Origin of the sequence: Mesorhizobium sp. M0715 (assembly GCF_040320355.1) — a bacterium.
In the GTDB taxonomy this organism is placed as follows: domain Bacteria; phylum Pseudomonadota; class Alphaproteobacteria; order Rhizobiales; family Rhizobiaceae; genus Mesorhizobium.
The window spans coordinates 197,670-215,451 of the sequence record NZ_JAMYPL010000007.1 but is presented as its reverse complement, the minus strand read 5'-3'; the positions used below and the strand labels follow the sequence as shown (position 1 = coordinate 215,451).

Sequence of the window (17,782 nt, the reverse complement as noted above, 5' to 3'; positions counted from 1 at the left end):
CGCCAAGACCTAAAGGCTGCCCGGCCTTGGTGCAACACGCGAATTTCGGGATATGGCTCAGGCACTTCGCTTGTGGCGGGCTATGTCTGGCCATATATGTCGGTAGGATCCTGACCATGGAAAATTTACGGTGCTGAAGAAGAACGACATTGGGCCGCAGGCCTATCGCGATGCGATGAGCCACTTTGCCGGCCACGTCCATGTGGTCACCACCGACGGGCCGGCCGGCAAGCGCGGCACGACGGTGATCGCCGCCTGTTCGGTGTCGGACACGCCGCCGACCATCCTGGTCTGTCTCAACCGCGAAAATGCCAAGAATGAGCTGTTCGTGAAAAACGGCAGGTTTGCCCTAAACACGCTGGCCTCGCACCAGGAGCCACTGTCGGTCGGCTTTTCCGGCATCACCGGCCTGCCGGTCGAGGAACGTTTCGCGCTTGGCGAATGGGATGTGATCTCTACCGGCGTACCGACGCTGAAAGGCGCGCTCGCCGTGTTCGACTGCGAATTGATCGACACCAAGGATCTGGCCACCCATCGTGTGCTTTTTGGCAAGGTGACAGGTCTGCGTATGGGCGATAATTTGCGGCCGCTGATTTACCACGCCCGCGGCTACCACGTACTGGAAAGCGGAGCGGCGGCGTTCACGGAGAAAGAATGACCGAGCTGAAACCGCGCGCCGCGCCACGGACGATCGACGAGACGCTCGATCTCCTGACCGGTGCGGACTATGTGGCGGACCGGTCGCTGGCGACCGTGCTGTTCCTGTCGTTGCGTATGAAGCGGCCGCTGTTCCTCGAGGGCGAGGCCGGCGTCGGCAAGACCGAGATCGCCAAGGTGTTGGCACAGGCGCTCGGTCGCCGGCTGATCCGCCTGCAGTGCTATGAAGGCCTCGACGTTTCGTCCGCCGTCTATGAGTGGAACTACGCCGCGCAGATGATCGAGATCCGCATGGAGGAGGCGGCCGGCAAGGTCGAGCGCTCCGCCATGGAGCGCAACGTCTTTTCCGAAAAATACCTGATCCGCCGCCCGGTGCTCGATGCGCTGACCGGAAAGACGGGCGCTGCCCCGGTTTTCCTGATCGATGAGCTCGACCGTACCGACGAGGCGTTTGAAGCCTTCCTGCTCGAAATCCTGTCCGACTTCCAGGTGACGGTGCCCGAACTCGGCACCATCAAGGCGGAAGAACCACCGATCGTCATCATCACCACCAATCGCACCCGCGAAATCCACGATGCGCTGAAGCGGCGCTGCCTTTATCACTGGGTCGACTATCCCAATGCCGAGCGCGAGCTGGAGATCGTGCGCCGCAAGGTGCCGCAGGCCAACCAGCGGCTTTCGGCCGAAGTGGTCTCCTTCATCCAGAAGCTGCGCCAGATCGAATTGTTCAAGGTGCCGGGCGTCGCCGAAACCATCGACTGGGCCGGCGCGCTGACCGAGCTCGACAAGGTGGCGCTCGATCCTGAAACCGTCTCCGACACGATCGGCGTGCTGTTGAAATACCAGGACGACATTGCCCGCATCGAACAGGGCGAAGGCCGGCGCATCCTCAACGAGGTGAAGGCCGAGCTTTCGGCGGCGGAGTAGGCGATGTCGCGCCCCGAGCCAAAAGAGGCCATGCCGCACGGGCGGATCGCCGACAACATCGTCTATTTTGCCCGCACCTTGCGCAAGGCCGGCATGCGGGTCGGCCCGGCTTCGGTCAAGGACGCAATCGAAGCGGTGCTCGCCGCCGGCATCGGCTCGCGCGACGATTTCTACTGGACGCTGCACGCCGTGCTGGTGTCCAGGCATGAGGACCACGCCATTTTCGACCAAGCCTTCCGGCTGTTCTGGAAGTCGCGCGAACTGATCGAAAAGATGCTGGCTATGTTTTCGCCGGTGGCACCCGACAACAGGGAAAAGCAGAAGCCACGCGCCGCTGAAAACCGGGTCAGCCAGGCGATGTTCGAGGGCCACCAGAAGAACCAGCCGCCACAGGAAATTCCCGAGATCGAGGTCGACGCCCGCTTCACCTCTTCCGGCAACGAGGTGCTGCGGGCCAAGGATTTTGCCCAGATGAATACCGCCGAGATGGCCGACGCCAAGAAGGCGATCGCGCAGCTGCGGCTGCCTTTCGACATGGTGCGCACCCGGCGCTTCAAGGCCGATGCGCATGGCCGCCGTATCGATCCGCGCGCCATGATGCGTTCGGCCGCGCGCACCGGCGGCGAACTGATCCTGCCGAAATTCCGCTCAGCCCGCGAGGTTCACCCGCCGCTGGTGGTGCTGGCCGACATTTCCGGCTCGATGAGCCAGTACACACGCATCTTCCTGCATTTCCTGCATGCGCTGACCGAAAAACGCCGGCGCGTGCACACGTTCGTTTTTGGCACAAGGCTCACCAATCTGACCCGGCAGATGCGCCATCGCGACCCGGATGCAGCCCTTGCCGACTGTTCGGCGGCGGTCAGGGACTGGTCGGGCGGCACCCGCATCGGCGACACGCTGGCCGAGTTCAACCTGATATGGTCGCGCCGCGTGCTGGGGCAGGGCGCGGTCGTGCTTCTGATCACAGATGGGCTGGAGCGCGACGATGTCGCCGGCCTGTCTGAAGAAATGGAGCGCCTGCACAAATCCTGCCGGCGTCTGATCTGGCTGAATCCGTTGCTGCGCTTCGACGGCTTTCAGGCGCGCGCCCGCGGCGTCAAGACGATGCTGCCGCACGTCGACGAGTTCCGCTCGGTGCACAATCTCGACGCGCTCGCCGATCTTTGCGCGTCGCTGGATAAGAAGTCGGCAGAATCCGTCGATCCGCGCCGATGGCTGGAAGCTGGCGCGAGGCACGCCGCATAGCCATATCTTTCCCATCCGGAAAACAGATCCCGAGAAAAACAGACTTCTGGAGAAACGGTCATGGAAAACAGCATTTATCTGGATGAGGCCCGCGACCCGCTGATCATTGCGGAGGGCTGGATGAAGGACGGCAAGGACGTGGCCATCGCGACTGTGGTCGAGACCTGGGGTTCGGCGCCCCGACCCATAGGCAGCCATCTGGTCATTGATGCCGATGGCAATTTCCACGGCTCCGTTTCCGGCGGCTGCGTCGAAGGCGCTGTGGTCAGCGAGGCCATCGACGTCATCGACAGCGGCAAGGCCAGGATGCTGGAGTTCGGTGTTGCCGATGAAACCGCATGGCAGGTCGGCTTGTCCTGTGGCGGTCGCATCAAGGTGTATGTGGAAAGACTGGGCTAGAGCATGCCCAAAAGTGGGGCCCGGTTTTTGGACAAGATCATGCTCGGACAAGAGATTTCCTGATGGATCCCTACGCCTTAAAAACTTTGAACGCCGAACGACGCGCTCGCCGAGCGGCGATCCTTGTCACCGATCTCGGTGACGGCCGCGACAGGATCGTGCGCGAGGGCGATCAGGTCGCCGGCGATCTTGGCGCCGCGATCGCCAGGGCGTTTCGCACAGGCAATTCCGGTTCGGTCGAAGCCGAGGGGCGGAATTTCTTTCTCAACGCGCATCTGCCGCAGCCGCGTCTGGTCGTGATTGGCGCTGTCCATATCAGCCAGGCGCTGGCGCCGATGGCGAAGATCGCCGGCTATCCCGTGGAGATCATCGACCCCCGCACCGCTTTCGCCACGCCGGACCGCTTTCCCGAGGTGGCGCTTCATGCAGAATGGCCGGAGGATGTGCTGAAGCGCCAGCCGCTCGACAGCTACACCGCACTTGCCGCCGTCACCCATGACCCGAAGGTCGATGATTTCGCCCTGAAGGCCGCGCTCGACGCCAACTGTTTCTATGTCGGGGCGCTCGGCAGCAGGAAGACGCATGCCAAGCGGGTCGAACGCCTGCTGGCGCTGGGCGCGAGCGCCGATCAGATCGCCCGTATCCATGCGCCGATCGGGCTCGACATCGGTGCTGCCAGCCCGGGAGAGATCGCCGTTGCGGTGTTGGCCCAGGCGATCCACGCCTTCCGCTCGCGCGGTTTCGATGCCTCCGCATCGGCTCCAAAATCGAAATCGATTTTGGAAAAGCACGATGCGTAGATTCAAAGTAGTAGAGCGTCCTTTGCGCGTCCAAAAGGACGCGCGGCGCTCTACGGGCGCGGCGGCGTGAAATTCGGCCCGATCCCGATCGAGGCCGCGGAAGGCGCGGTGCTGGCGCACTCCACCACCGCTGGTGAACGCCGCTTCCGCAAGGCGCACAGGCTCAGCGCCGAAGATGTGGCGCTGCTGCGGGCCGCCGGCGTTTCCGAGGTCGTTGCAGCCGTGCTGGCTGCCGACGACCTCGCCGAGGATGCCGCCGCGCAGGAAATAGCTGAGAGCATGACCTTTCGCGGGATCGAGGCCAGGCCTGCCGCGACCGGGCGGGTCAACCTCCATGCCAAGGCGCCGGGCATCTTCACGGTCGATGCCGCTGCCATCGACGCCATCAACGCCATCGATCCCGCCATCACCATCGCCACGCTGGCGCAGCATGCGCCGGTGGAGAAAGGCCAGATGGTCGCGACCGTGAAGATCATCCCCTTCGCGGTCAGTTCAGCGCTGATCGGCGCCGCGACGAAAATCTGCGCCGGTGGTGAGATCTTTGCCGTCAACGCCTACCAGCCGGTGCGTGTCGGCGTCATCCAGACGGTTCTGCCGGGCATCAAGCCTTCCGTGCTGGACAAGACCCTGCGAGTCACCGAAGCGCGGCTGGCGCGCACGGGGGGCAGGCTGACGGCCGAGCGCCGCACGCCGCATGAGATCGCGCCGGTGGCTGAGGCCGCGGTCTCCCTGGTGCGCGACAACGATTTGGTGGTGATCTTCGGCGCCTCGGCGATGAGCGATTTCGCCGATGTCATTCCCGCGGCGATCGAGAGGGCGGGCGGTACTGTCATCCGCGCCGGTATGCCGGTGGATCCCGGCAATCTGCTGGTGCTCGGTATGCTCGGCGGCAAGCACGTCATCGGCGCGCCCGGCTGCGCCCGCAGCCCCAAGGAGAACGGTTTCGACTGGGTGCTGGACCGTTTGATCGCCGGTATCGACGTGACCGCCAGGGATATTGCCGGCATGGGGGTCGGAGGGCTGCTGATGGAAATCCCGACACGGCCGCAGCCGCGCGAACCGCTGCCGGCGAGAAGCCAGGTCAAGGTCGGCATCGTGCTGCTGGCGGCTGGCCGCTCAAGCCGCATGGGCGGGCCGAACAAGCTGCTGGCGCTGTTCGACGGCAAGCCGCTGGTGCGCCGCACCGCTGAGCGGGCGCTTGGCTCGAAGGCGTCCGGCACTGTCGTCGTCACCGGCCACCAGCGCGATCGGGTGCGCTCGGCACTGGCGGGCCTCGACGTGGCCTTCGCCGACAATCCCGATTTTACCGAGGGCCTGTCCACTTCGCTGAAGGCCGGCATTGCCTATCTGCCGGAAGACACCGCCGGCGTGATGATCGTTCTCGGCGACATGCCTGATATCACGTCTGGCGATCTCGACAGATTGATCGATGCTTTCCGCAAGGCCGGCGGCAATGCGGTGGTCCGCGCTTCGCGTGACGGCAACCGCGGCAACCCGGTGCTTTTGCCGCGCTCGCTGTTTCCGGCGATCGCCCATCTCGAAGGCGACACCGGCGCGCGCCATCTGGTCGAGACGGAAGGGCTCGATGTCATCGATGTCGAGATCGGCGCGGCGGCATCTGTCGATGTCGACACGCGCGAGGCGCTGGAAGGCGCCGGCGGCGTGCTGCAGGATTGACAAACCCAAGCCGAATTACGCATGCCTTGGACATGTCTATCCGCTGCCAAATTTTCTGTGCCTTTGCAGTCGCGACCGCGTTGCTGTCTCCGGCCGCGCAAAGCCAGACGCTGTCCTTGAAACCCTTCAAGGACGATCTCTTCGCCTATCCAGCCACGCTGTCGTCCGACACCAACGGCGCCTACACGGTCATCGATTACCGCGAGATGCGCGACATCAACCGGCGTGACCAGGTGCCCGAGCGCCGGGTGAACGTCCAATACACCGACACCGGCGTTCGCAAGGTGCAGCAGGATCTGCTGCTGAAGACCGACGCCGGCGATGTCAGGCATGTCGCCGCAGGCAAGACCGAGGGCGCCGGCATCATCGTGCTTTATCTGCACGGGCAGGGCGGCAGCCGCAAGCAGGGTGTCGACGACTTCACCTTCGGCGGCAATTTCAACCGGCTCAAGAACCTGATGGCCGGCAATGGCGGCCTCTATCTCAGTCCTGATTTCCCCGATTTCGGCGATACAGGAGCGGCACAGATCGCGGCCCTGATCGGTCACTATGCCGAACAGTCGCCAGGCGCGAAGATCTTCGTCGCCTGCGGCTCGATGGGCGGCGCGCTATGCTGGAAGCTGGCCGCGCGCAAGGATACGGGCGGACGCATCAATGGCCTGCTGCTGCTCGGATCGCTGTGGGATGAAAGCTTTTTCACCAGCCCGGCCTTCAAGCGCCGCGTGCCGGTCTTCTTCGGCCAGGGCAGCCACGACGTGGTCTACCCCGTGGCAAAGCAGGAGGCGTTCTTTCGCTCGATCCTGACCAAATCGAAGACCTATCCGACCCGCTTCGTCCGCTTCGAGACCGGCACCCATGGCACGCCGATCCGCATGACCGACTGGCGCGGCACGCTCAACTGGATGCTGTCGAAGGCGCCCTGACAGGCGCTGCCTGCAAGCCCATGTGACGCTCAAGGCGCAGTGTTGTAGTCGACGACAGTCTCGGGGTTTTGCTCGCCGTCATAGGATGCATCGACGTCGTACTGGACCAGCGAGAAATTGCCGTTGCGAAACAGATACGTGCCGGCGTCGGAAGCATCGCCGACCCCGCGCCACTTGTTGAATGTTGTGATCGTGTGGGCAGCCTCGTCATAGCCGGAATTGACCGCCCAGCCGGACGTCTGGAAACCGACGATACTCATGCCCAGCAATTTGCCGTTGCTGTCATTGTTCTCGTAGCGGATGTCCATCTTGGGCTCGGCGAACTGCAACTGCTGCACGCCCGACACGTCGTCGGTCATGTAGTAGACCGAGCTTTCATTGTAGGCCGCGGCCGAACAGGAAAAATCGAACAGTCGCGTCTCCTTGTCGGGATCGCCGGGCTGCGCATCCTTGTCCTTGTATTTGATCGAAAAAACAGTCGGCTCATTGGCGAGGAACTGCTTGTCGCACTGGTCGCCATAGGTTGCCAGAAATGCCTTCTTGGCCTGCTCCAGTGCGGTGTCTTTCTGCGGCGGTGGTGGGCCATCGCCGCAGCTTGGCGGCAGCGCCTCCTCGAAATCGGCGGTGGAGGGCTTCAGTGCCCCTTTCTCGATGTGGATCGGATCGAAGGGTGGCTCCACCTGGGTCTGGGCATTCACCTGGCGCAGCGTATAGCAGCCGGCAAAGACCTTTTCGCCGCCGGCCTTGTCCGTCGCGCGGATGGCGACGGGGACGTTGTAGAAAATGCTGCCCGCCGCACCTTCATCGGAAACCGCCCCGGTCTGGACTTCGACATTGTCCGTCCCATCATAGCCCTTGACGAAACTGGCGAAATCCTTTGCCGGCTTTGTATCGCCGAAATACCCCCATGCGCGGGCGAATTCGTGCCGGCTGATGGCGCTGTACAGCGAACGGACAACCGCATCGGCGCTCGACCGATCGTCGATATAGGGCGCTTCGGGGGCATCGTCGGCAGCCAATACCGTCTGGCCGATCGGTGCCAGGGAGAGAAAGGCAGTCGCTGCGAAAAGGGCGCGTCTCATCGGGAACCTCCGCTCGATAGAGGATTCTACGATGGCGATTGCGGCAACGTGGTGACGCAGGCTCGACGGACTTGAAGAATCGCGCGCGAAGGCGCTACGTCGCGTCCGCCGGCGTTCGGCCGGGCAGGAGATTTGACGTGACGATATCGATGTATGAGGCATCCGTGCCGGTGTTTGCAGCCAGGCTGAAAGCGCTTTCCAATGTGCTGGCGACCGCCGAACAGAATGCGCTTGACCGCAAGATCGATCCGCAGGTGTTTCTGACGTCGCGGCTGGCGCCAGACATGTTCGCCTTGACCAGGCAGGTGCAGATCGCCACCGATCATGCCAAGGGCGCGCCGTCGCGGCTCGCCGGCCGCGAAGTGCCGAAATACGAAGACAATGAGGCGAGTTTCGCCGATGTCCAGGCTCGCATCACGAAAACCCTGGACCTTCTGGCGACTTTTTCGGCTGCCGAGTTCGACGGCTCCGACAACAAGATCATCGAGCTGAAGCTTGGCGGGCGCGAAAGCTCGATGCCCGGCCTGCAGTATCTGCTGGATGTGGCCATGCCCAACTTCTATTTTCACCTCACCACGGCTTACAACATTCTTCGCCACAATGGCGTGCCGTTGGGCAAGGCGACGTTCCTGGGAACGCGCTAAGGAATTGAGTTTTTTGGAGATGTCCCGGATCGATCCGGGACATCACCGGAAGTACCTAGCGAATGGACATTTCGCGGGCGATGCGGGGGAAGTCGGCCGGCTTGATACCGATGTCGGCGCGGTCGGCATTGCTCATCGAATGAAGCAGCGCGAGCGCCGAGCGGTATCTCAGATGCTCCTGCGGCCGCGGCCGGGCGAACATTTCAGTGAAGAAACCCATGATTCAAGCCCCAAATTGGTCCTCCACGGCTGCCAATATATGTGAATCGTTACAATTGTGCAGTGCAGCATTTGCATACCTGCCATGTCTTGGCGAATTTTTCGCCACTTCCTCTAACGGGCGAACTTTTGGCCGGTGCGTATCGTAGCCTCGAACGCTGGCCACATGGCCGGTTTTTCCTCGCCACCTGGCGATTTTCCTCGCCACACCTGGCGAATTCCGGACTGCAAAAAATACAGTCTGAATTTTCGTTCTTGGGGTTGCGGTTGGTCACGCGGTGCAGGCGACGGCTAAATTCGTTAAGATCGGTGGCATGCATTTTTAACGAGCCGGTTCTATGCTTTGATACCCGAATGGTCGGGCGAGGGGGAGGCTGACATCGCTACTGGCGCCAAGCGGGATTTCGCTTCGTTGCTCGACGACCTCTTCATCGCCCCCGACAAGAATGGCGAGGGCGAAGAGGCCGGCGCTCGTCCATCCATCCCGTTCGACTATCTTTCGGTGGCCGATGAACTCCATTCCGGCCGCATCAAGGTTTCCGCTGCCGAATATCGCGAGGCGGGCGCGGATCTGGCGACGGAATTCGCCGCCTTGCTCGATCATGCCAAGCTGGCTCTCGCCGGCGAAGAGCCAAAGCCCGAGGAAAAGCTGCCGCCGATCGATCCCGAAGCCATCGCCATGGAACTCGGCCTCAATCAGCCCAAGCAGGTCGCCGATTTCGGTCGCATGCGCCGCAGCTTTGCCTTTGCCAACCATCCCGACCGTGTCGCCCCGCATCTGCGCCAGCGCGCCATGATCCGCATGCAAGTGGCCAACATGCTGATCGACGAGGCCAAGCGCCGTGCGCTGGCCGGCGCTCGCCGCTAAACCTTTCTGGTTCACGCAAAAGTCGGTCTGCCGAGGCTTGGAGAGCGGCTCTGCTTTGCCTATAGATGCGGCTTCCTCCGCGCAGTCGCGCCAGCCTTCCTCCGGAGCCGAATTCCATGCACAAACGCCGTCTCGGTCGGACCGATCTTCTTGTTACCCAGATCTGCTTGGGCTCCATGACCTGGGGCCAGCAGAACACCGAGGCCGAAGGCCACGCCCAGATGGACCTGGCGTTCTCGCGCGGCGTCAATTTCATCGATACCGCCGAGCTCTACCCGATCCCGCCCAAGGCGGAGACGCAAGGGTGGACCGAAAAGATCATCGGCAGCTGGATGAAAGCCAAGGGCAACCGCGACAAGGTAATCCTTGCCTCGAAGGTCGTCGGCCGCACGGCCAACAGCTGGTTTCGCGGCGACAGGCCGTCGCAACTGGTGCGCGCCGATATCTTTGACGCCATCGACAAGTCGCTGGCCAAGCTCGGCACCGACTATATCGACCTCTATCAGATCCACTGGCCGGAGCGGGATATCCCCTGGGGCGCCAACCCGACGCGCGTCGGCGCCGTGTCGCCGCGCGCCGATTCCGTCGGCGCACCGGCCGACGAAACGCCGGTCGCCGAGACGCTTGCCGTGTTCGACGAACTGGTGAAGGCAGGAAAGATACGCCATTTCGGCCTGTCGAACGAGAGTTCCTGGGGCGTGATGCGGTTCCTTGCCGAAGCCGACAAGGACATCGGCCCGCGCGTCGCGTCGATCCAGAACGCCTACAATCTCGTCAACCGCACCTTCGAGGTGAACCTCGCCGAGGTCTGCGAGCGCGAGCAAGTGTCGCTGCTGCCCTATTCGCCGCTGGCACAGGGATACCTGACTGGCAAATACGACCATGGCGCGCGGCCTCAGGGCTCGCGCACGCAGCTATTCAACCGCGGCCAGCGCTACGAGACGCCAGGTGCTGCCGAAGCACAACTTGAATACAATGAGCTGGCGCGCTCCTTTGACCTGGAGCCGGCACTGTTTGCCAATGCCTATGTCTCAAGCCGGCCGTTCGTAACCTCCAACATCGTCGGCGCAACGACGCTTTCGCAGCTCGACATGGCGCTGTCTTCCGTCGATGTCGTCTGGACCGAAGAAATGCAGAAGGCGGTGGATGCGATCCATCAGCGGGTCGGTAATCCCTGTCCTTGAACGGGGATTGGCCGCTGGCCGAATCCAATGATTACAATGGGAGAAGGGCAACAATGAATTTTCCGATCGAGCTGGTCCGCGAAAGATTTCCCGCTCTCTCCCTGACCGACAAGGGCCGTCGCCGCATCTATCTCGACAATCCGGCCGGCACGCAGGTGCCGCAAGTCGTCGCAGACGCCGTGTCGCGCTGTCTTTTGACCACCAACGCCAACCTTGGCGGCTATTTCGAAACGACGATTGCCGCGCAGGCCGTCGTCGATGAGGCGCATCGGGCAATGGCCGATTTCCTTGGTGCGGCGAGCCCGGAAGAAATCATCATCGGCGCCAACATGACGACGCTGACCTATCACATGTCGCGCACGCTCGGCCGCACGATGAAGCCCGGCGACGAGATCATCCTCACCCGCATGGACCATGAGGGCAATGTGTCGCCCTGGCTGCAGCTGGCCGAGGATCTCGGCCTCGTCGTGCGCTGGCTGCCGTTCGACGAAAAGAGCTGGCAGGTCGAAGAGGCGACGCTCGCCGGGTTGCTATCCGACAGGACCCGGCTGGTCGCGTTGAACTATGCCAGCAACCTGACTGGTTCCATCAACCGGGTGAAGGCGCTGAGCGCCATCGCCAGGAACGCCGGCGCGCTGGTCTATGTCGATGCCGTGCAGTTCGCCCCGCACGGCCTGATCGACGTTCAGGAGCTCGGCTGCGATTTCTTGATCTGTTCGGCCTACAAATTCTTCGGCCCGCATATGGGCATTTTGTGGGGCCAGCATGATGTCATCGATGATCTGAAACCCTACAAGTGCCGCTGTTCATCCAACGGCCTGCCGGAGCGGTTCGAGCTGGGCACGCCGCAGATCGAACTGATGGCCGGCCTCACGGCCGCGGTCGATTACTTCGCCGACCTTGGCGCGGCAGCGGGCGAGGGTGGATCGCGAAGGCAGAAGATCGCCAAGGCGTTCGCGGTGTCGATCGCCTATGAAAACCCGCTGGCGCAACAGCTGATCGACGGTCTGTCCGATATCGAGGGTCTGACCATCCACGGCATCACCGATCCGAAGCGGATTGGCGAGCGCGTGCCGACGGTGTCCTTCACCGTCGACGGCATCGTGCCGGAGACGATCGTACGGCAGATGAACGCCGAGAACATCTTCCTGTGGTCGGGGCACAACTATGCCTGGGAGATCGTCCATCAACTCGGCATCCCGGCCGAGTATGGCGCCGTGCGCATCGGCATCGCTCACTACAACACATCTGCCGAAATCGACGAGACGCTGGAGAGCGTGCACCGGGTCATCGCCATGCTCAGGCAGCAGCGCTCCTGACACTGGCTTGAGTACTCACCGCATCTTGCCGCCGAAGCCGGTGAGGAACGCGGTGAGATTGTCGCCGAGTTCGTCGCAGAGGTAGCCGCCCTCCTGGACGATGACCGTCGGCAGGTCGAGCTTTGCGATGGCCTCGCCGATGCGCGAGAAACCCGGCGTCGTCACCGAAAGTCCGCCGAACGGATCGCCCTCGAACGCGTCGAGGCCGAGTGCCACGACCAGCGCGTCCGGCGAAAAGGCACGGATGCGCTGGAACGCCACCTCGAGCGCCTCGAGAAACGCCGCGTCGGCGGATTTGCGCGGCAGCGGCAGGTTGAAATTGTAGCCGAGGCCTGGCCCTTCGCCGCGCTCGTCGGCATGGCCCCAGAAGAACGGGTAGAAACGCACGGGATCGGCGTGCAGCGAGACGGTCAGCACATCCGGTCGTGCATAGAAGATGCCTTGCGTGCCGTTGCCGTGATGCAGGTCGACATCGAGGATCGCCACACGTGCCGCCTGCTTACGCAGAGCCTGTGCGGCGACGGCCGAATTGTTGATGAAACAGAAGCCGCCGGCGACATCGGCAAAGGCGTGGTGACCGGGCGGGCGGCATAGCGCGTAGGCGGCCGGTACGCCTGACATCACCGCCTCGGCCGCATCGACCGCGCTCCAGACGCTCCACAGCGCGCTTTGCCAAGTCTCGCCCGAGATCGGGCAAGCAGTATCGGCCATGTGGTAGCCGGCCTGCCCGACTGCCGAGGCCGGGTAGGAGCCGTTGCGCGCGATCGGATGGATGTTGGGGATCACTTCGGCCGAAGCGCCCTCGATGCGCTGCCAGCGCGCGTAGATATGCTCGAGGAAATCCAGATATTCGGGCGTATGCACAGCCGCGACCGGGCCGAGCCCATGATCCCGAGACCGCTCGATCGTGCAACCGGCGGATAATGCGCCGGCTAACAATCTTTCGACGCGCTCCGGCTTTTCCGGATTGGGCTGCGCCGCACCGCTTGACAGAAAGGCCTTGGGGTCGTGACGCTTCTGTTCCTCGGCGTAGAAGGCTTTCATTCCTGCTCCTCATTCTCGGCCGTGTCGGCGAAGGCAAAGAAGGCATCGCCGATGATCTTCTGGGTCTGTTCGTAGCTCGACCAGGCGATGCCCAGCCTTTCATAAAAGGCCTTGGCGCCCTCATTGTCGGTGTCGACGGATAGCCTCAGATACACGCCGCCTTCTTTCCGGCACTGCGCCGCAACGTGCCGCAGCAGCCGCTCGCCGATCTTGCGGCCACGAAAACGATCCTCGACATAGAGGTCTTGCACATAGACGCCAGGCCGCCCCATCCAGGTCGAAAAGATCGGGAAATGCAGGCAGAGCCCGGCAAATTCGCCGCCGACTTCGGCGATCAGGGTGGAGAAGGATGGCTTTTCACCAAAGCCGTAAGTTCTGAGATCGTCCGGTGTCGAAATGATCTCCTCGGGCGCGCCGATATGGGTGCCGAGTTTCAGGATCGCCGCGTGGATCGTTTCGACGTCGTCGAGAGTGCCGAGTCGAAGGAGGATATTGGGCGGGGGGACAATCATCGGAGGTTCGGTGCCCAGGCACCCCCCTCTGTCCTGCCGGACGTCTCCCCCGCAAGGAGGGAGATTGGCAGTTTTGATACTACCGCCCATCCTGCAACGTTGGAAGTTAGCGAAAGCCGAAATGACATCCGATCTCCCCCCTTGCGGGGGAGATGTCCGGCAGGACAGAGGGGGGTGCGAAGGAACGCAATCATTTCAGATTGTCTCCCTTTCAAACGCCAGCATCTCAAAACGCCACCCGGTCGCCGCCCTTGAGCGCCAGCATGTCGCGCGCTTCGGTGGGGGTTGCAACCTCCAGCGACAGCCCATCGAGAATGCCACGGATGCGGCGCACCTGATCGGCATTGGATTTCGCCAGCTGGCGGCCGTCATAGAGACTGTCCTCCAGCCCGACGCGGACATTGCCGCCCATGGCCGCGGCGATCGAGATCAGCGGCATCTGCTGGCGGCCGGCGGCCAGCACCGAGAACTGGTAGCTGTCGCCGAACAATTTGTCGGCGATCCGCTTCATGTGGACGAGATTGTCCGGGTCAGCGCCGATGCCGCCCAGAATGCCCAGCACGAACTGGATGAACAATGGGCCAGACACCAGCCCCCGGTCGCGGAAATGCGCCAATGAGTAGAGATGGCCGACATCGTAGCATTCGAATTCGAAGCGCGTGCCGCAGCCCTTGCCCAGTCTTTCCAGCACCCCTTCCATGTCGGCGAAGGTGTTCTTGAAGATCGTGTCGCGGGTGGCTTCCAGCAGCTTCGGTTCCCACTCGTGCTGCCATTCCCTCGGCTTGTCGAGCATCGGGAACAGCGCGAAATTCATCGAACCCATGTTGAGCGAGCACATTTCGGGTTCGGCTCTGAGCGGTGCCGCCAGCCGCTGGTCCAGGGTCATCAGCGACGAGCCGCCGGTGGTGATGTTGATCACTGCATCGGTCGCCTGTTTGATGCGCGGCAGGAACTGCATGTAGACGTCCGGATCGGCGGTCGGGCGGCCGTCACTCGGATCGCGGGCGTGCAGATGCAGAATCGAGGCACCGGCTTCGGCCGCCGCGATCGCCTCCGCTGCGATCTGGTCCGGCGTCACCGGCAGATAGGGCGACATCGACGGCGTGTGCACCGAGCCGGTGACAGCGCAGGTGATGATGACTTTTCTAGGCGCCATCTTTGTCGCCTCAGCCTTCGACCGGTAGGTCGAGTTCGGAGGCCAGAACGTCCAGCGAGTCGCCGATGATGGAGACGATCTCGCCGACCTGCTCCCTGGTGACGATCATCGGCGGCGCGACCATGAAATTGTCGCCGTCGACGCCGCCCTTGACCCTGCGGCCATAGATGATCAACCCGCGTTCATAGGCGAGGTCGAGCAGCCGCTGCGTGGCCTTCTTGTTCTGGTCGATCGGCCTCAGCGTCTCGGGATCGGCAACCATCTGGGCGCCGGTGAGCAGGCCCTTGCCACGCATATCGGCGATGAACGGAAACCGCTTCGCCAGCCCCTTCAGCCCGTCCATCAGCACGTCGCCCATGGCGGCCGCATTGGCGATCAGGTCGAGCCGGTCCATTTCACCGAGCACAGCCAGCCCGGCGGCGCAGGCCAGCGGATTGCCAGCATAGGTGTGGCCGTGCTGGAAGCCGCCGGCGTCAAGCAGCGGCTGCACCAGCCGCATCGGGGCGGCGAGCGCGCCAAGCGGCGCATAGCCCGAACCCAGCCCCTTCGACAGCGCAACGATGTCGGGCTTGCAGTTCCAGTGGTCGCCGCCGAGGAATTTGCCGGTGCGGCCGGCGCCGCTCATCACTTCATCGTGGATGAGCAGGATGCCGTAGCGGTCGCAGATCTCGCGGATGCGCGGATAGTAGCTGTCGGGCGCCACCAGCGCTGCGGTCGCAGCGCCACCGATCGGTTCCATGATGAAGGCGACCACGCTCTCCGGCCCTTCGGCCAGGATCTTCTCCTCCAGCATGTCGGCATAGCGGATGCCGCGCTGTTCCATCGAAAGATTGTCGCGGTCGTGCCAGGCGTTCGGCGCCGGCACGGTCGGCATCACCCGCATCATCGGCTCGAAAGTTTCGGCCAGCGCATCGTCGCCGGTAATCGACAGCGAACCCAGCGTGCCGCCATGATAGGAGGGGAAGCGCGTGATCACCTTCCAGCGGCTGGCCTGGCCGGTGGCGACAGCCCATTGCCGCGCCAGCTTGATGCAGGATTCCGTCGCCTCCGAGCCGCCCGAGACGAAGAAGATACGGTCCATGCCTTCCGGCAGCTTGCCGGCCAGCTCACGTGCCAGTTCTTCGGCCGGCTCGTTCTCGAAATGCAGCCGATAGGCGAAGGTGGCGCGGTCCATCTGCCGCTTCATGGCATCCAGCACGTTGCGGTTGGAATGGCCGATATTGGCGACCATCGGGCCGCTCGAGCCGTCGATAAAGCGGCGGCCGTCCTGCGTCCACATATAGATGCCCTCGGCACGGTCGATCAGCGGCCGGCGCAGGCTGGACAGATAGAACAGATGCGAGTCTCGCCGGACTTCGGTTTCTTCAACGGCGGATTGGATTTTCGACATATCAGGGCTTTCCGAGGTAACGATCGAGGACATTTTTTGTGACGCGTTCGACCATCGGGTCCTGTCTTAGCAGGCCGGCGACCCATTCGCAGCTTCCGGCGTGGAACACCTCGCCCTTGCCGCGCGGGAAATTGACGATCATGCCATTGCCGCGTTTGACCTTTTCCAGATTGGCGTCGCTCGCCTCTCCGAACAGTGTTTCGGCGGTGAAGCGACCGTCTTCGTCGGTGAGGAACTGATCCTCGATCGGAATGTCGGCGCTTTCCTCGACCTGGGATGCCATGCCGACCGCGAGAACCTGCAGGCCGTCTGGCGCGCCGCTGGTCGCTGTGGGGTAGGGCAGGCCGCCGCGTATCTCGAAGTCGAGCCCATCGACTTCATAGCCATAGACATGGCTGTCGGAGCCCAGCAGGTCACCATAATAGATGCCGGTGCCGGCAAAGGCCCAGTGCTCCGGCCGGTAGACCGGAAAGCCACGCACGCCGCGCGGCGCGCAACCGCCCCAACCGGTATAAACCCCGCGCGTGGCGTTGAGCCCGAAGGTCGCCGAACCCGGCCGGCCGATTTCCGGCGCTTCCCAGGAGTTGGTGGCGCGGGTGATGTCGCCGCCTGGGAGATAGGCGGGGTCTTCGGCACGCGCGCGATATTTGTAGCAGACCTGCCGGCGGGCCTCGTCTTCCAGCCGCGTCTGCCACATGAAATTGCCGGCAAAGCGCGCCGCATGGCCGCCGCGCTCGACATAGGCGTCGACGGCATCGCGCATTTCCCAGGTCCAGTATTCGTCATGGCCGACGAAGACGGCACAGTCGTAGCCGTCGAGAATTTCGGACGAAAAATGCAGATCGTGCTGGCTGATGAGATCGACGCCATAGCCGGCCTGTTCGGCGAAGCGGAAGAAATGGCTGTCATAGCTGGCCCAGCCCGAAGAGGCGTATTTCTTCGAATGGCCTGTGGCGAGCGCCCATTCCATATGCGGATAGCGGGGAATCGTCTTGGGTGGCACGGCGACTTCCAGCGGCACGCGCGGCGCGTCTTTCGGCAGCACGACGAAGCCGCGGCACCAGGGGCGTTGCGTCGACACGATGGGCGAATACTGGTTGCGATCCGGCCCGGTGATGCCCTGGTAGTGGTTGGAGCCGCCCCAGGTGTTGTAGGCCAGCCATGTGCCTGTCGCAGCCACCTGCAGCACACGGCCGGGTTTACGGCCCGGCTGCGGGCTGACGATGAAAAGATGATGGGATTGGATCGGTTTGCCGTCGCGGCCGTCGGCGGTCAGCGTGACCCGATAGGCGCCGGACGGCCAGTCCGCCCCGACGCGAAATTCGAAGGATACGTCCCAGCCGCAGCCTTCAACCGAACACTGGTCAGGTGTGTCCTGCCGGCGTGCCGCGATGCCCGATTTTTCGAACGCTTTGGTCTCGCTGCCGCCATCCCGGGTGATTGTCATGCCGAAGTTCGGAGCTGTCGAACTGACATGCAACGCCACCGTTTCGCCGGCGCGATAGGAAAAGCGGTCGCTGTAGCACCAGATCTCGCCGCGCTCGCCATCCATCCCCGGCCATTCGTAGTAATGGCCACGCACCGCGTGGCGGCGCTGCTCCGGCGTCAGTCCGAAATCGGGGAATTCGGTCGGCAGATGGGTCATGAACACCTGAAAGGTCGAAGGCCGCCATTTCGGCGATCTGCGGTCGTTGCGTCAAATGGAAACGATCGGACCAGCATTCGTTAGCCGC

General features: G+C 63.0%; 18 protein-coding genes. 11 read left to right on the top strand and 7 right to left on the bottom strand.

Translation table 11 applies throughout. The annotated features are described in order from the left end of the window. Window positions 1-130: 130 nt before the first annotated feature. The 7 genes from NKI21_RS11600 to NKI21_RS11570 all read left to right on the top strand — a co-directional run bounded on the left by NKI21_RS11600 (window position 131) and on the right by NKI21_RS11570 (window position 6,631). Window positions 131-658, top strand: coding sequence for a flavin reductase (locus NKI21_RS11600; protein ID WP_023810353.1), 528 nt, complete (start codon window positions 131-133; stop codon window positions 656-658). Next, window positions 655-1,584 (top strand): AAA family ATPase, encoded by a 930-nt coding sequence (locus NKI21_RS11595; RefSeq protein WP_023810354.1) that lies wholly within the window; start codon window positions 655-657, stop codon window positions 1,582-1,584. The genes NKI21_RS11600 and NKI21_RS11595 overlap by 4 nt, the downstream gene beginning before the upstream one ends. Before the next feature lie 3 nt (window positions 1,585-1,587). Beyond that, complete coding sequence (locus NKI21_RS11590) at window positions 1,588-2,832, top strand: vWA domain-containing protein (RefSeq protein ID WP_023810355.1); 1,245 nt, start codon at window positions 1,588-1,590, stop codon at window positions 2,830-2,832. A gap of 60 nt (window positions 2,833-2,892) precedes the next feature. After that, window positions 2,893-3,231 carry an XdhC family protein gene (locus tag NKI21_RS11585; RefSeq protein WP_128303293.1) on the top strand — a complete coding sequence of 113 codons (339 nt, stop codon included), beginning with the start codon at window positions 2,893-2,895 and terminating at the stop codon, window positions 3,229-3,231. A gap of 62 nt (window positions 3,232-3,293) precedes the next feature. Then, complete coding sequence (locus NKI21_RS11580) at window positions 3,294-4,031, top strand: XdhC family protein (RefSeq protein ID WP_352759220.1); 738 nt, start codon at window positions 3,294-3,296, stop codon at window positions 4,029-4,031. Between the two features lie 66 nt (window positions 4,032-4,097). After that, window positions 4,098-5,708 carry an NTP transferase domain-containing protein gene (locus NKI21_RS11575; RefSeq protein WP_352865611.1) on the top strand — a complete coding sequence of 537 codons (1,611 nt, stop codon included), beginning with the start codon at window positions 4,098-4,100 and terminating at the stop codon, window positions 5,706-5,708. 32 nt (window positions 5,709-5,740) lie between these two features. Beyond that, entirely contained in the window at window positions 5,741-6,631 is an 891-nt protein-coding gene (locus tag NKI21_RS11570; protein WP_352793690.1) for an alpha/beta hydrolase, read from the top strand. 29 nt (window positions 6,632-6,660) lie between these two features. On the opposite strand, the gene NKI21_RS11565 is transcribed toward NKI21_RS11570, so the two are convergent. After that, window positions 6,661-7,713 (bottom strand): DUF1176 domain-containing protein, encoded by a 1,053-nt coding sequence (locus tag NKI21_RS11565; protein ID WP_352865609.1) that lies wholly within the window; start codon window positions 7,711-7,713, stop codon window positions 6,661-6,663. Between the two features lie 137 nt (window positions 7,714-7,850). Between NKI21_RS11565 and NKI21_RS11560 the strand changes: the two genes are divergently transcribed. Then, window positions 7,851-8,357, top strand: a complete 507-nt coding sequence (locus NKI21_RS11560) for a DUF1993 domain-containing protein (RefSeq protein ID WP_352865607.1) — start codon at window positions 7,851-7,853, stop codon at window positions 8,355-8,357. Window positions 8,358-8,412: 55 nt separating this feature from the next. Here NKI21_RS11560 and NKI21_RS11555 read toward each other — a convergent pair whose 3' ends face one another. After that, the gene (locus NKI21_RS11555) at window positions 8,413-8,577 is read right to left on the bottom strand and encodes a hypothetical protein (RefSeq protein ID WP_023810361.1); all 165 of its coding nucleotides are present in this window, start codon (window positions 8,575-8,577) and stop codon (window positions 8,413-8,415) included. A 411-nt stretch (window positions 8,578-8,988) separates the two neighbouring features. Here NKI21_RS11555 and NKI21_RS11550 point away from each other — a divergent pair, with 411 nt between their 5' ends. The 3 genes from NKI21_RS11550 (at window position 8,989) to NKI21_RS11540 (ending at window position 11,947) form a co-directional block, all read left to right on the top strand. After that, window positions 8,989-9,444, top strand: coding sequence for a hypothetical protein (locus tag NKI21_RS11550; protein ID WP_023810362.1), 456 nt, complete (start codon window positions 8,989-8,991; stop codon window positions 9,442-9,444). Between the two features lie 116 nt (window positions 9,445-9,560). Beyond that, complete coding sequence (locus tag NKI21_RS11545) at window positions 9,561-10,628, top strand: aldo/keto reductase (protein ID WP_128303300.1); 1,068 nt, start codon at window positions 9,561-9,563, stop codon at window positions 10,626-10,628. Window positions 10,629-10,681: 53 nt separating this feature from the next. Then, window positions 10,682-11,947, top strand: a complete 1,266-nt coding sequence (locus NKI21_RS11540; RefSeq protein WP_128303301.1) for a cysteine desulfurase-like protein — start codon at window positions 10,682-10,684, stop codon at window positions 11,945-11,947. Between the two features lie 15 nt (window positions 11,948-11,962). On the opposite strand, the gene NKI21_RS11535 is transcribed toward NKI21_RS11540, so the two are convergent. The 5 genes from NKI21_RS11535 to NKI21_RS11515 form a co-directional block, all read right to left on the bottom strand. After that, a complete protein-coding gene (locus tag NKI21_RS11535) occupies window positions 11,963-12,991 on the bottom strand; it encodes a histone deacetylase family protein (RefSeq protein ID WP_128303302.1) in 1,029 nt (342 codons plus the stop codon). Continuing rightward, window positions 12,988-13,503 carry a GNAT family N-acetyltransferase gene (locus NKI21_RS11530; protein ID WP_031212950.1) on the bottom strand — a complete coding sequence of 172 codons (516 nt, stop codon included), beginning with the start codon at window positions 13,501-13,503 and terminating at the stop codon, window positions 12,988-12,990. The genes NKI21_RS11535 and NKI21_RS11530 overlap by 4 nt, the downstream gene beginning before the upstream one ends. 226 nt (window positions 13,504-13,729) lie before the next feature. Further along, window positions 13,730-14,659, bottom strand: a complete 930-nt coding sequence (gene kce, locus NKI21_RS11525; RefSeq protein WP_128303303.1) for a 3,5-dioxohexanoate:acetyl-CoA acetone transferase — start codon at window positions 14,657-14,659, stop codon at window positions 13,730-13,732. A 10-nt stretch (window positions 14,660-14,669) separates the two neighbouring features. Then, complete coding sequence (locus NKI21_RS11520; protein ID WP_128303304.1) at window positions 14,670-16,049, bottom strand: aminotransferase family protein; 1,380 nt, start codon at window positions 16,047-16,049, stop codon at window positions 14,670-14,672. A gap of 1 nt (window position 16,050) precedes the next feature. Next, window positions 16,051-17,694 (bottom strand): N,N-dimethylformamidase beta subunit family domain-containing protein, encoded by a 1,644-nt coding sequence (locus NKI21_RS11515; protein ID WP_023810369.1) that lies wholly within the window; start codon window positions 17,692-17,694, stop codon window positions 16,051-16,053. Window positions 17,695-17,782 lie beyond the last annotated feature (88 nt).

Coding starts and splice junctions, on each gene's coding strand:
- NKI21_RS11545 (WP_128303300.1), top strand. CDS start 9,561: ATGCACAAACGCCGTCTCGGTCGGACCGATCTTCTTGTTACCCAGATC.
- NKI21_RS11540 (WP_128303301.1), top strand. CDS start 10,682: ATGAATTTTCCGATCGAGCTGGTCCGCGAAAGATTTCCCGCTCTCTCC.
- NKI21_RS11530 (WP_031212950.1), bottom strand. CDS start 13,503: ATGATTGTCCCCCCGCCCAATATCCTCCTTCGACTCGGCACTCTCGAC.
- NKI21_RS11580 (WP_352759220.1), top strand. CDS start 3,294: ATGGATCCCTACGCCTTAAAAACTTTGAACGCCGAACGACGCGCTCGC.
- NKI21_RS11570 (WP_352793690.1), top strand. CDS start 5,741: ATGTCTATCCGCTGCCAAATTTTCTGTGCCTTTGCAGTCGCGACCGCG.
- NKI21_RS11565 (WP_352865609.1), bottom strand. CDS start 7,713: ATGAGACGCGCCCTTTTCGCAGCGACTGCCTTTCTCTCCCTGGCACCG.
- kce (WP_128303303.1), bottom strand. CDS start 14,659: ATGGCGCCTAGAAAAGTCATCATCACCTGCGCTGTCACCGGCTCGGTG.
- NKI21_RS11595 (WP_023810354.1), top strand. CDS start 655: ATGACCGAGCTGAAACCGCGCGCCGCGCCACGGACGATCGACGAGACG.
- NKI21_RS11520 (WP_128303304.1), bottom strand. CDS start 16,049: ATGTCGAAAATCCAATCCGCCGTTGAAGAAACCGAAGTCCGGCGAGAC.
- NKI21_RS11535 (WP_128303302.1), bottom strand. CDS start 12,991: ATGAAAGCCTTCTACGCCGAGGAACAGAAGCGTCACGACCCCAAGGCC.
- NKI21_RS11590 (WP_023810355.1), top strand. CDS start 1,588: ATGTCGCGCCCCGAGCCAAAAGAGGCCATGCCGCACGGGCGGATCGCC.
- NKI21_RS11555 (WP_023810361.1), bottom strand. CDS start 8,577: ATGGGTTTCTTCACTGAAATGTTCGCCCGGCCGCGGCCGCAGGAGCAT.
- NKI21_RS11515 (WP_023810369.1), bottom strand. CDS start 17,694: ATGACCCATCTGCCGACCGAATTCCCCGATTTCGGACTGACGCCGGAG.
- NKI21_RS11585 (WP_128303293.1), top strand. CDS start 2,893: ATGGAAAACAGCATTTATCTGGATGAGGCCCGCGACCCGCTGATCATT.